Annotated in this window: 4 protein-coding genes; 3 read left to right on the top strand and 1 reads right to left on the bottom strand. The window is 41.4% G+C overall.

Going from position 1 to position 13691, the window contains the following annotated elements; translation table 11 throughout:
- Nucleotides 1-317: 317 nt before the first annotated feature.
- The 3 genes from RMY64_RS05925 (at nt 318) to RMY64_RS05915 (ending at nt 11412) form a co-directional block, all read left to right on the top strand.
- Nucleotides 318-863 (top strand): hypothetical protein, encoded by a 546-nt coding sequence (locus tag RMY64_RS05925; protein ID WP_322699569.1) that lies wholly within the window; start codon nt 318-320, stop codon nt 861-863.
- A 57-nt stretch (nt 864-920) separates the two neighbouring features.
- The gene (locus RMY64_RS05920) at nt 921-5900 is read left to right on the top strand and encodes a polyketide synthase (RefSeq protein ID WP_322699568.1); all 4980 of its coding nucleotides are present in this window, start codon (nt 921-923) and stop codon (nt 5898-5900) included.
- A 205-nt stretch (nt 5901-6105) separates the two neighbouring features.
- The gene (locus tag RMY64_RS05915; protein ID WP_322699567.1) at nt 6106-11412 is read left to right on the top strand and encodes a non-ribosomal peptide synthetase; all 5307 of its coding nucleotides are present in this window, start codon (nt 6106-6108) and stop codon (nt 11410-11412) included.
- A 537-nt stretch (nt 11413-11949) separates the two neighbouring features.
- Here the strand turns inward: RMY64_RS05915 and RMY64_RS05910 are convergent.
- On the bottom strand, nt 11950-13602 hold the full coding sequence (locus tag RMY64_RS05910) for an alpha-keto acid decarboxylase family protein (RefSeq protein ID WP_322699566.1): 1653 nt from the start codon (nt 13600-13602) through the stop codon (nt 11950-11952).
- Nucleotides 13603-13691 lie beyond the last annotated feature (89 nt).

Here is a 13691-nt window from a genome sequence, read left to right as displayed (position 1 = left end):
TTTAAATCTAGGGTTTTTCGCCACATCAATATTTATAAGTTAACTATATCGCTTATAAATCCTTTATAAATTACTTAATATTTTATTTTTTACTCTTTTCCTTCAAAGACGCTATATGAAAAGCGATGGCGGAGGCGTTCGACAAATTATTTAGGGCTTTATATATTTATTAATATTTGCTATTTACGGTTATCTTTTCTAAAAACTGCTTTTTACTTGCATAATTTTATAGATTAGATCGGTAATATACATTGTAAGCAACTCTCTTAATTTTTTGAATGAATTTACTCATCTTAGTTATATATTAGAGTAGAAAAATGAACTTTTTAGTATTGGTTAATCAGCAGCAAGAAGAAATACAAATTGTTGATGAAAGTAACCTCAACCTAAATAAACATTCTGTCAGGAACATAATTAGTATTCGAGGTGCTAATTATTCCACTCAAACTATTGAAAAAGCCGTAAATCAAAGCCATCCTTCCTTAAGACAAAATGCAGGAGTGGCATTTACCGTCGAAGTTAATTATCAAGAACGACTAGTAGTTATTCAAGAAGTCAAAAGAACCTATTCACGTATTCTTAACGTGGATGAAGTAATTCAAGCTATCCGTTTTGCTGTGTTGGAAGAACATGGATTGCAAATATATGCTGTAGTACTTCTAAAGGCAACTAGTCTCCCAAAAGACTCTGATGGAAAGATTGACCGTCAAACTTGTCAGAAAATTTTTCTGAATGCAAGTTTGGATGCAATCCATACTTGGACAGTAAACCCTCAACAAGATTTGCAGCAACTACAGGCAGATGTAGATGCTTTGTTAGAAAACATACAAATGTCTCAACAGGCACAGTTCAAAGTCTCTTAACTTCACTATTAATTACAAACTCCGTCCATTACTAGATTTCTTATAAGGAAAAAGCAAATGATTACTAGCCTCAACAATTTTGCCAATAAAAATAATGTTAACTTTTCTACTTTAATAGACCTTTTAACCTATAGAGCGCATAATCAACCTGAGCAAACAGCTTATACTTTTCTTGTTGATGGAGAAACAGAAAGCGTTAACTTAACTTATCAAGAATTAGATCGAAAAGCACACGCGATCGCTACTCAACTTCTGCAACAGGGAGTACCAGGTTCGCGGGCTTTGTTACTGTATCCACCTGGACTAGAATTTATCGCCGCCTTTTTTGGTTGTTTATATGCTGGTTTTGTCGCAGTTCCAGCTTATCCACCCCGACGCAATCAAAAAATGTCTAGGCTACAGGCGATCGTATCTGATGCTGAAGCGGTAGTAGCATTGACTACAGAATCTATATTGACAACCATCTCGCCTCAATTAGCTGAAAATATTACATTGGCGGTGATACCCTGGATCGCAACTGATAGTATTAACATCGGTATAGTTGAAAATTGGCAGCATCCAAATGTCAATAGTGATACTTTGGCTTTTCTGCAATACACTTCGGGTTCTACTGGCACACCGAAAGGAGTAATGATTACCCACGGTAATTTATTGCATAATTCCCAACTAATCTATAACTTTTATCAACACACACCCCAAAGCCAAGGTGTAATTTGGCTGCCACCATATCACGATATGGGATTAATTGGTGGGGTTTTGCAACCGATATATGGTGGTTTTCCAGTAACGCTGATGGCGCCGGTTGCTTTTCTGCAAAAGCCTTTCCGTTGGTTGCAGGCGATTTCTAATTACAAAGCAACTACCAGTGGCGGCCCAGATTTTGCTTATGACCTCGCCTGTCGCCAAATTACCCCCGAACAACTAGCAAGTCTTGATTTGAGTAGTTGGAAAGTTGCGTTTACAGGTGCTGAACCGATACGGGCCGAAACACTGGAACGTTTTGCCGAAACTTTTGCTCCTTGCGGTTTCCGTCAAGAAGCTTTCTATCCTTGTTATGGGATGGCGGAAACGACTTTAATTGTATCTGGCGGTTTAACATCTGAAGTTCCAATTGTTCGTCATATTCAAACCACAGCTTTGTCACAAAACCAAGTCATAGATACTACTGCTGAAGCTGGCGGCAAAGCGATTGTTGGTTGCGGTAAAAGTAGCCCAGACCAAAAAGTATTGGTTGTAAATCCCGAATCATTTATGCCTTGTGCAGATGGACAGGTGGGAGAAGTTTGGGTATCAGGGCCTAGCGTTGCTCAAGGTTACTGGAATAATCCCGAACAAACAAAAAATACTTTTCATGCGTATCTTGCAGACAATACAACTGGCCCTTTTTTGCGGACTGGAGATTTAGGCTGTTTACAGGATGGTGAGTTGTTTATCACTGGCCGTCTCAAAGATTTAATTATTATCATGGGTCGCAACCATTATCCGCAAGATATTGAATTCACCGTGGAAAATTGTCATCCGGCACTACGTCCTGCTAGTGGTGCAGCTTTTGCAGTCGAAATCAATAACTCAGAAAGGTTGGTCATAGTCCAAGAAGTCGAACGCTCTCATCTCCGCAAACTCAACGCTGATGAAGTCATAGCAGCAATTCGTAAAGCTGTAGCCGAACACCATGACTTGCCAATTCATGCCATTGTCTTAATTAAAACAAACAGTTTGCCCAAAACTTCTTCTGGCAAAGTGCGACGCAGTACCTGCCGAACTGAGTTAGAAGCTGGTACTCTTGATGTAGTTGCCCAGTGGAGTGCTGATGCTCCCAACAAAACGCAAGAAGCAATTGCACCACAAGTAGAACAAACAGTAAACACCGAAGCGATCGCAGCTTGGTTAGTTGCAAAAGTTACTGAACAATTGCAATCTCCCCAGGAAATTAATATTGACGAACCGCTTGCACAATACGGGCTGGGTTCCTTGGCAGCCGTGAGAATTTCTGGAGAATTACAAGAATGGTTAGGACGGGAACTTTCACCGACGCTGTTATATGATTACCCTTCTATCGCTGTTTTGGCACAATATTTAGGTGATGGAGTGCCACAACCGAAGATAATAGCGCAGCAGCAAACAGAAAATAATGCGATGCCTTCTCTACGAGAGGCTTCTCTTTCAGAGACGCTAACGCGAACGCCAACGGCGGGCGGAGCCATCGCGATCGTTGGTATTGGTTGCCGTTACCCTGGTGCTAATAACCCAGAAGCTTTTTGGCAATTACTCCGTAATGGTGTTGATGCTATTAGTGAAGTACCTAAACAGCGATGGAATATCGATACTTTCTACGATCCAAACCGTGCAACACCAGGCAAAATGAATACTCGTTGGGGTGGCTTTTTAGAGCAAGTAGACCAATTTGACGCGCAATTTTTTGGCATTTCCCCACGCGAAGCAGAATCTCTCGACCCGCAACAGAGATTATTACTAGAAGTTAGCTGGGAAGCGCTGGAAAATGCAGCTTATCCACCAGATAAATTAGCAGGAACCAATACAGGTGTCTTTGTCGGGATTAGTAATTTTGATTACTCTCAGTTGCAATCCAAACAAATTACTGGATTAGATGCTTACACGGGTACAGGTAACGCTTTTAGCATCGCCGCTAACCGTATTTCCTATTTGTTAGATTTGCGCGGGCCGAGTTTGGCAGTAGATACAGCTTGTTCTTCATCTTTAGTTGCAGTTCACCAAGCTTGTCAAAGTCTGCGTCAGGGAGAATGCGAACTGGCCTTAGCTGCTGGTGTAAACTTAATTCTCACCCCACAATTGACGATTACATTTTCCCAAGCCGGGATGATGGCTAGTGATGGTCGTTGTAAAACTTTTGATGCCGATGCTGATGGTTATGTCCGGGGAGAAGGTTGTGGTGTAGTAGTTCTCAAGCGTCTTAGCGATGCGCGCCGGGATGGTGATAATATCCTGGCAGTGATTAAAGGTTCGGCAATTAATCAAGACGGACGCAGCAACGGACTGACAGCACCTAACGGCCCAGCCCAACAAGCAGTGATTCGGCAAGCGATGCAAAATGCAGGTGTGTCACCTGATGAAATCGGTTACATTGAAGCCCACGGTACTGGAACCTTTTTAGGCGATCCTATCGAAATCAATTCCCTAAAAGCTGTACTGACGCCAGGGCGATCGCCGGAAAATCCCTGTGTGATTGGTTCGGTCAAAACCAACATTGGACATTTAGAAGCAGCAGCGGGAATCGCTGGTTTAATTAAAACTGTACTATCGCTAGATCGCGAGGAAATTCCACCCCATCTGCACCTCAAACAAGTTAACCCCCACATTTCTTTGGCTGGAACGTTATCCATCCCCACTGTATGTGTACCTTGGCATCGAGACGATAAACGGCGCTTGGCTGGTGTATCTTCTTTTGGTTTCGGTGGTACTAATGCCCATGTAATTTTAGAAGAAGCACCTCTTCAAAAACAAACAGGCGGCGATGAACGGCAGATGCATCTTTTCACACTCTCTGCTAAAAGTGAAAATGCTTTGCGCGATTTAGCACGAGATTATGAAAATTATCTTGGTAATAACCCTGATGCGTCATTAGCAGATATTTGTTTTACGGCTAATACCGGACGTTCTCATTTCGAGCATCGCCTAGTTGCGATCGCTCAATCTAATATCCAATTACAAACGGGACTTGGTGCTTACACGGCTGGTAAAAAAACATCTCAGTTAGAAAACGGTAAAATTAGCGGCAAAAAGCATCCCAAAATCGCTTTTTTATTCACAGGTCAGGGTTCCCAATATCTAAATATGGGTCGCCAACTTTACGAAACTCAACCGACCTTCCGCGCTTGTATCGACCAATGCGATCAAATTTTGCGGTTACATTTAGATAAACCTCTGCTGTCGGTTTTATATCCTAAAACTGAAAGTAGCTGCATCGATGAAACTGCCTATACCCAACCAGCTATATTTGCTGTAGAGTACGCTTTGGCGCAATTATGGAAGTCTTGGGGTGTGGAACCAACAGCAGTAATTGGTCACAGTTTCGGTGAATATGTGGCTGCTTGCATTGCTGGAGTCTTTAGTTTGGAAGTAGGACTGAAGCTAGTTACCGAACGATCGCGCTTGATGGAAGAAATCAAGTCAATCGGTGCGATGGCTGCGGTGTTTGCCAATGAAGCGCAAGTGCAAGCTGTGATTGAATCTTACACAGAACTTACCATATCTGCGGTTAATGCTCCTAATAATATCACCATCTCTGGTGCGATCGCCAAAGTTGAGGCAGCGATCGCCCAATTCACAGCCCAAGGAATTGAGACTCGACGCTTGAATGTATCTCATGCTTTCCATTCTCCTTTAATGGATGAAATGCTTGATGCTTTTGAACAAGTAACAAGCCAAGTCAAATTTCAAGCACCACTGATTCCTTTAGTTTCCAATGTCACCGGGAATTTTCTACCAGCAGGACAAGTACCTGATGCCAAATACTGGCGATGCCATACGCGCCAAGCTGTAAGATTTATGGCAGGGTTGAATACTTTATTGGCAGAAGGTTACGAATTATTCATAGAAATTGGTGCTAAACCAGTTCTTTCTAGTCTGGGTAAACGTTGTCAGCAAAACGAAGATTCGGTTTGGTTGCCTTCTTTGACTGCAAAGCGAGATAATTGGCAAACATTATTGGAAAGTGTATCAGTATTGTATCTGCGAGGAGTAGATATTGACTGGACGGGATTTGAAAGCGATTATTCGCATCAGGTACTTCCAGTTCCTACTTATGCGTTTCAAAGAAAACGTTACTGGGTTCAATCGCAAAATTCGGTTGACAGTACAGCAGGAAATCTCAATAGCAATGGTTCTAAACCTGTTGCTTTTAATGGTGATGCTAGAAGAATACCATCTCAAGCATTGGTAGAAAAAATGCTCAAACAACAACTACAGATTATGTCTGAGCAATTAGAAGTTTTGCGTAGTCATAATTTGTCTACAGACAAATTCTTGCCATTCCAGAATGGAATACGGTCAAGATAAGCCCAAATTTAGCGAAAAATAGAACGGTAAGTCAGTGATTGCATAAATTAATTGACTTACCCCTATGAAAACATAGGCGATATATAGGACTCATTTTATTTTTGCGAAGCTAGGTACACATTTATTTCTTCTCTTCTTTCTTTTATATATAGCCCCTGAAAAAACTAATCAGATTAAATTCCAACCAAGCAATTGATAAAAACTCATGAACACATATACTCTTAACACTGATAATTCTTATTTTCAAGTTCCCAGTCAACCCCATAAATGCCAAAAATTATTAACAGAACTACGTACAATTATTGCAAATTTACTCAAATCCGATCCAGAAGATATTGATGTTCATGCTCATTTTTTAGACATGGGTGCTGATTCAATAGTGCTAATTGATGCCATTCGTCAAATTGAAAATACTTTTGGAATTAAAATTACGATTCGTCAGTTATTTGAAGAACTAACAAACCTGAATGCGTTAGCAAATTATATTGATGAGAGTATACAACAAGAACCTATCAAATCTAAAATTCAAGAACAACCCGAAATATCACCCTCTCAAGCCTCAGAAACGACATCCGAAACATTAGTAGAAATCGTTCTTCGGCAGCAGTTTGAATTGATGTCCCAACAGTTGGAAATCTTGCGTAATTCAAGCTTATCAACAAATTTAAATTCTTCCCCTAGCCCACATAAAGAAACGAAATTTGCCCATAACCCAGTAGAATTACACAACTCAACCGCAAAAAAAGATTTTCCCTCTTCTTTCTGGCGAGTTGAACAATCGTCAGCCAAAATCCTCACCCCACAACAACAACAATATTTAGATTCTCTGATCGCCCGTTATACCAAACGTACAGCAAAATCCAAACAGCGATCGCAAACTTATCGCCCTGTCCTCGCCGACAGAAGGGCTTCTGTCGGATTTCGTCCCGAAACTAAAGAAATCCTCTATCCTATTGTTGGCGATCGTTCTCAAGGTTCAAAAATTTGGGATATTGATGGCAATAAATACATAGATATTTCTATGGGTTTTGGCGTACATCTTTTTGGTCATGATGTTCCCTTTATTACAGAAGCTCTAGAAAATCAACTCAAGCAAGGGACGCAAATCGGCCCCCAATCTCAACTTGCTGGTGAGGTAGCAACTTTAATCTGCGAAATGACAGGAATGGAACGAGTCACTTTCTGTAATTCAGGTACAGAAGCGACGATGACAGCGATGCGTATAGCCCGTGCAGCTACAGGTCGTGCCAAAATTGCTATTTTTAAAGGCGCTTATCACGGTCATTTTGATGGCACCTTAGCCATACCACAAACATCTGAAGACGGAAAATTACCAGCACACCCAATGGTTCCAGGGGTGCTGCAAAATATGGTTGATGATGTTTTGCTTCTGACTTATGGGGCTTCTGAATCGCTTGATATTATCAAAGCCAATGCTCATGAATTAGCAGCAGTTTTAGTTGAGCCTGTACAAAGCCGCAAACCCGATTTACAACCCAAAGAATTTCTGCAACAGTTGCGAGAGGTAACACAACAACTAGATATCACCTTGATTTTCGATGAAGTAATCACAGGTTTCCGCGTTCATCCCCGTGGAGCGCAAGCATGGTCTGGTGTTGATGCAGATATTGTCATCTATGGCAAGTTAATTGGTGGGGGAATGCCAATCGGGGTAATAGCTGGAAAAGCAGCTTATATGGACAAAATTGATGGTGGTATGTGGAACTATGGAGATGAATCTTATCCAGAAGTGGAAACGACATTTTTTGCTGGTACTTTCTCCAAACATCCTTTGACGATGGCAGCAACACGAGCCACACTCCTACACCTCAAAGCCGAAGGAGCTACCCTCCAAGAGCGATTGAATCAACGTACATCACAGTTAGCCGCAACACTCAATACTTACTTTGAACAAGAAAATATCCCTGTACAAATAGTGCATTTTAGCTCGCTTTTTCGCTTTACTTTATCGGGCAATTCTAGCTATCTATATCAGCCTTTAGAAATGGATTTGCTGTATTACTCTTTAATTGCAAAAGGCGTTTATATTTGGGAAGGACGCACCTGTTTTCTATCTACTGCACACACAGATGAAGATATAAATTATGTAATTCAATCAGTCCAAGATAGTGTACAAGAATTACGCACAGCAGGTTTTTTTCCCAAAAAGCTAAAATTATCGATAGTCCAAAAGCAGACATATAACACATCAGACAAATTGAGAAGTTCTGTAGCTTTGGAAGCCCAAATTAAAAGTGAATTAGAACTAAAACCAGCATTCAAAATTCCCCTGAGTGATGCCCAAAAGCAGCTTTGGTTTTTAGCTCAAATTGGTGACAATGGGTCTTTAGCTTACAACATTTCCCTCAATATTCAATTACGGGGTACACTTCATCTAGCAGCCATGCGTCAAGCAGTGCAGCAAGTGATACAACGTAATGAGGCTCTACGTACAACTATCAGCAGTCAAGGCGATTTTCAAGAAATATTACCATCACTGCAAATAGACGTTCCTGTAATTGACTTTTCAAATGTAGAAGATGGCAACTTTCAACTAGCCCAGTGGTTGCAAAATGAAAACCGCGAATCTTTTGACCTCACCAACGGGCCTTTATTCCGCGTTCGGATTTTGAAATTAAAAGACCAATTGCATATATTAGTTGTTAGCGCCCATCACATTATTACTGATGGCTGGTCAATCAGCGTTATCTTGCAAGAAATGATTGCATTGTATTCAGCAACTTGTCAGGGTGATGTTTGCCGGCTAGAACCACCGATGCAATATAGTTCATATCTCGACTGGCATCGTCAATACTGTGAAACAGACGAGATGAAAGCTCATGAATCTTATTGGTTACAGAAGTTTGCCAGCCCAGTTCCAGTTTTAGACCTGCCCACTGACCGTCCTCGCCCACTAATCAAAACTTATCAAGGTGGCAGACAACAGTTACAGCTTGACAGTAGCTTAAGTGGTGCCATCAAACAATTCAGCAAGCAAAACGGTTGTACCCTATTTATGATGCTGCTGTCTGCATATACTGTCTTACTCTATCGCTTAACCAACCAAGACGACATTACCATTGGTATTGCTGCTGCTGGACGCTCTCTTGAAGGTAGTGAGCGACTAGTTGGTTATTGCAGCCATCTGCTACCGATACGCGGTCAAATTGTCGGCGATGTGACATTCGTCGAACATCTCAAAACTTGCAAAAGTTTGTTGTTGGATGCCTATGAGCATCAAGATTATCCTTTCGCTAAATTAATTGACAAACTGGGAGTAAAGGCTAGTAGCAGCATATCTCCTTTGGTGAACGCCACCTTTAACCTGGAGCGCCCCGTAGACATTCCCCAAATGTATAATTTGTCAAGTAGCTTGTTACCTCAATCTATAAGTTTTGCTGACTACGATCTAGGCTTGAATGTGACTGAGATTGAAAACGAGTTACTGTTGGAATGTGATTATAATGCAGACTTGTTTGATGCTGCCACTATCGACCGCATACTTGGACATTACCAAACGTTATTGATGGCGATTATTGCCAGCCCCCAAACATCGCTCTCGCAATTATCCTTATTAACAGCAACCGAACGCCATAAAATACTGGTTGAGTGGAATAACACTCAAACCGACTATCCCCAAGATAAATGTATTCATCAAATATTTGCACAACAAGCACAATTGACTCCGAATGCTGTAGCAGTAGAATTTACTGAAGAAAAACTGACCTACCGAGAGCTAAATCAGCGTGCTAACCAATTAGCGCATTTCCTACAAAGTTTAGGTGTAAAACCAGAAGTGCTTGTAGGCATTTGCGTTGAACATTCTGTAGAAATGTTAGTAGCGATGCTGGGTGTTCTCAAAGCTGGTGGTGCTTACGTACCCCTAGACCCGGCTTATCCTCAAGAACGCTTGGCTCATATGCTAGGTGATTCTCAAGCCTCAGTGCTACTGACAAGTGCTGAATTAGAGAGTCAACTGCCTCCACACTCTGCAAAACTAGTACTATTGGATACGGATTGGCAAGCGATTTCTCGTCAATCAATCACGAATCCTGTTAGTGTTGTTGAGCCGACAAATTTAGCCTATGTGATTTATACTTCCGGTTCTACTGGCAAATCGAAAGGGGTACTAATTCCGCACCAAGCCTTAGTAAACCATAACTACGCTATAGCTAAAAATTATGAGCTAAAAGTGAGCGATCGCGTCCTACAATTTGCAAGCTTTAGCTTTGATGTAGCTGCCGAGGAAATATTTCCTACTTGGTTGAGTGGAGCAACTTTGGTACTACGACCAAAGAAAATGTTTGCAGTTGCAGATTTTGTGCAATTTGTCAAAAAACAAGAATTGACTGTCCTAAACCTGCCAGTAGTATACTGGCAAGAGTGGGTTTCCCAAATGCCCCATATCAGCTGGGCAGAAAATGTACGTTTATTGGTTCTTGGTAGCGAAAGAGTCCCATTAGAGCGGTTTATTACTTGGCAACAGCAAGTAGGTAGCAACGTTAGTTGGCGAAACGCTTACGGCCCTACTGAAGCTACAATTACAGCTACAGTCTATGATTCCCAAGTGAGTTTAGAACATCAAACAGCTTCTTCACTGTTTATTGGTCATCCCATAGCTAATACTCAAATTTATATTCTCGACCATCATTTGCAACCAGTGCCTATCGGTGTTGCAGGTGAATTGCATATTGGTGGTAATGGTTTGGCACGAGGTTATCTTAACCGTCCAGAATTAACAGTCGAAAAGTTTATTTTCAACCCCTTTAGTAATGAACCGACAGCCCGCTTGTACAAAACAGGAGATTTAGCCCGCCACAGAAGCGATGGTACTATTGAATTTATCGGTCGAATTGATAACCAACTGAAAATTCGCGGTTTCCGTATTGAGTTGGGAGAAATCGAAGCAGCGCTGAGTCAACATCCACAAGTCAGAGAGTGTGTAGTTATAGCCAGCGACGACCAACTAGATAATCAGCGATTGCAAGCATATATTGTTTTTCATCAAGAGCAAAATGTAGATAGTAGGGAACTGCATCGCTTCCTCAAGCAAAAATTGCCTGAGTACATGTTACCCTCTACTTTCTTCCAAATAGAAACCATACCGCTTACCCCTAATGGTAAAATCGATCGTCTTACTCTAAATCGCTTGGGTGTGTTAATCAACAATATTGAAGTGAATATGGTTTCACCCCGCAACCCTATCGAGGAGTTACTAGCTTCTATTTGGGCTGAAGTTCTAAACTTAAAACAAGTCGGTATCCACGATAATTTCTTTGAATTGGGAGGCAATTCGCTCTTAGCTATGCAACTTGTAAATCAGATCAACGAAGCCTTCTTGATAGAGTTACCGTTGCGTAGTTTATTTGAATGCTCGACAATCGCTCAAATAAGCGAATTGGTACAGACTCACAAACTTGAACAAGTAGAAAGTGATGCTCTAGAACAAATTTTAGCTGAAGTTAATGAGTTAATGGATACAGAAATCGAACAAATGCTTGCCAACTTTTAGTAGACTAACATAGCAGGGTAAGCGCATCTCAAACGCTATTGACAAGCGGGTTTAGAGGTATCCTTATGTTGGGATAAACAAGCAGCAAGAATAGTCAGCATTCTGAAGCATGAATTACCCAACTCTTTACCAAAGCTTTCTCGTTGAACAAGAAAAAACTTTTCCCCACAATGCCAAGAAGTCAAGAAGTCTATTTTTTACTAACTCAAACAATGTACCAATACGAGTTCTCGATATGCTATCTGACGTTGGTGTGCGACTAGAATTTTGGTAAGGCTCAAAGACAGCCCCGCCCCCATAGTTAATAATCCCTTGATGCTGGATAAGAGTTAGTTCTTTTTGCTTGGGAGGAACTGACCTTTTAGTGATCGCTTTCTGTACCTAACTTTTTCATGCCATCCATTCAGTCCACTGGGGCGCATCTGTCACCAGTTGAGCAAACAAGTCTTGGCAAGCGTCTTCAAACTCCAACATCACACCGCAACGCCGATCGATCGTTAAGGTACTGAGTAATTGATGAGGCAGTATGTTGCTTTATTACTGCAACATCTTTAACAGAACCTCTGGGCTGTCCATTTTATCCATTACAACCTCAATAAAAGCAAGTTGGTCACGGTTTTGTTGAGCTGTTTCTAATGCTTTGTCTAACTGCGATTCGATACTAACTTTAATTGCCCAGGCATTGCCAGCAAAAACCTTAGGGAGCTGATGATAATTCCAAGGTTGAATGTCGTTATATGGCATACGTTCACCGTGAATATCACGCTCTATAGCATATCCATCATTGTTAATCAAAAAAATAATCGGTTTTAGATTATAGCGTAAGATGGTTGAAAGTTCTTGTGCAGTCATTTGGAAAGACCCGTCACCAACCAGTAGGATAGAGCGACGTTGTGGTGCGGCGATCGCACAACCAAGTAATGAACCAACAGAGTAACCAATCGATCCCCAAAGTACTTGCCCAACAAAAGTAGCTCCTTTTGGCAAAGGAACGATAGAAGCGCCAAACAAACAAGTTCCAGTCTCAGCAACGATAATGTCATCTTCTTGGAGAAAATGAGCAAATCTATGCCAAAAATGCTGCTGCGTAATCGGTGCCGAAGAGCCGCCAACGATAGGCTCTATAAAACCAGCATCTAAATTTTCTCTTGCTGATTTGAAATTCAGCGTTTGACGATCGCGGTGCTGCAACCGTTGGCTTAAAGCAGAAAGTACATCTGCCATAGCGACATTGTTGTATAAAGCATGTTTAACTTTTACATACTCCCCATGCACTTCAATAGTTTGGCTGGGATCGAGTTTGGCAGAAAACTTACCTGTGTTGAAATCAGTCATCAAAGCACCGATAGTTAAAACACAATCTGCCTGCTCAATACGTTTTCTGACAGATTCCTCACTGGCAGCACCATTATATATGCCGATGAATTGGGGGTGGGTTTCTTCTAGCAATCCTTTTCCCATGTTCATCGTCGCATAAGGGTATCCAGTAGCTGTTAGCAATTCTCGCAATTGTTCATGCAAATGATAGCGAGCTACACCAATATCAGCAATAATCACCGGTTGGGAAGCTTTTTGCAGTATGTTTACACAGACATCAATTATTTCTGCTATTGTAGCGCCATCGCTCTGAAATACAGGGGGTATAAAGAAATCAGACGGTGCAGACACCTCAGCTAGAGCAACATCCATCGGTATGGAAATATAAACAGGTAATTTCTTCAGCAAACAGATACCTAAAACTCTGTCAATTTCCGTTGTTGCATTTTCCTTTGTTAAATATGCTTGAGCCACCGTTACCTGTTCATACATTCGGGCAAATATTGAAAAATCACCAGTACCAAGCGTATGATGGACAAGTGAACCAAGAGCTTGAATTTTAGTTGCAGGAGCACCGGTAATCGCTACAACCGGAACGTGTTCAGCATAAGCGCCAGCGACACCATTAATAGCACTGAGTTCACCAACACCAAACGTAGTTACTAATGCCGCAACACCATTAAGCCGACCATAACCATCGGCAGCATAGGATGCGTTAAGTTCGTTGCAAGTAGAAATTAACTCGATGCCATTGTGGTTAACAATATAGTCGAGAAATTCCATATTGTAGTCTCCAGCAACGCCAAAGATATGCTTGATGCCAATTTGCTCCAGACGAAGCAATAAATAGTCGCCAACAGTAAACTTTGCCATTGTCTTAACCAAATTACCCCTTTAGGGTATGAAAACTATAACTGAGATGCGTATCTCTGAAGTAAGAATAGGATTGTGACTTTTGCCGA

Origin of the sequence: Nostoc sp. DedQUE08 (genome assembly GCF_034530895.1) — a bacterium.
Taxonomy (GTDB): Bacteria; Cyanobacteriota; Cyanobacteriia; order Cyanobacteriales; family Nostocaceae; genus Nostoc.
This window is presented reverse-complemented; position numbering and strand designations above follow the sequence as displayed.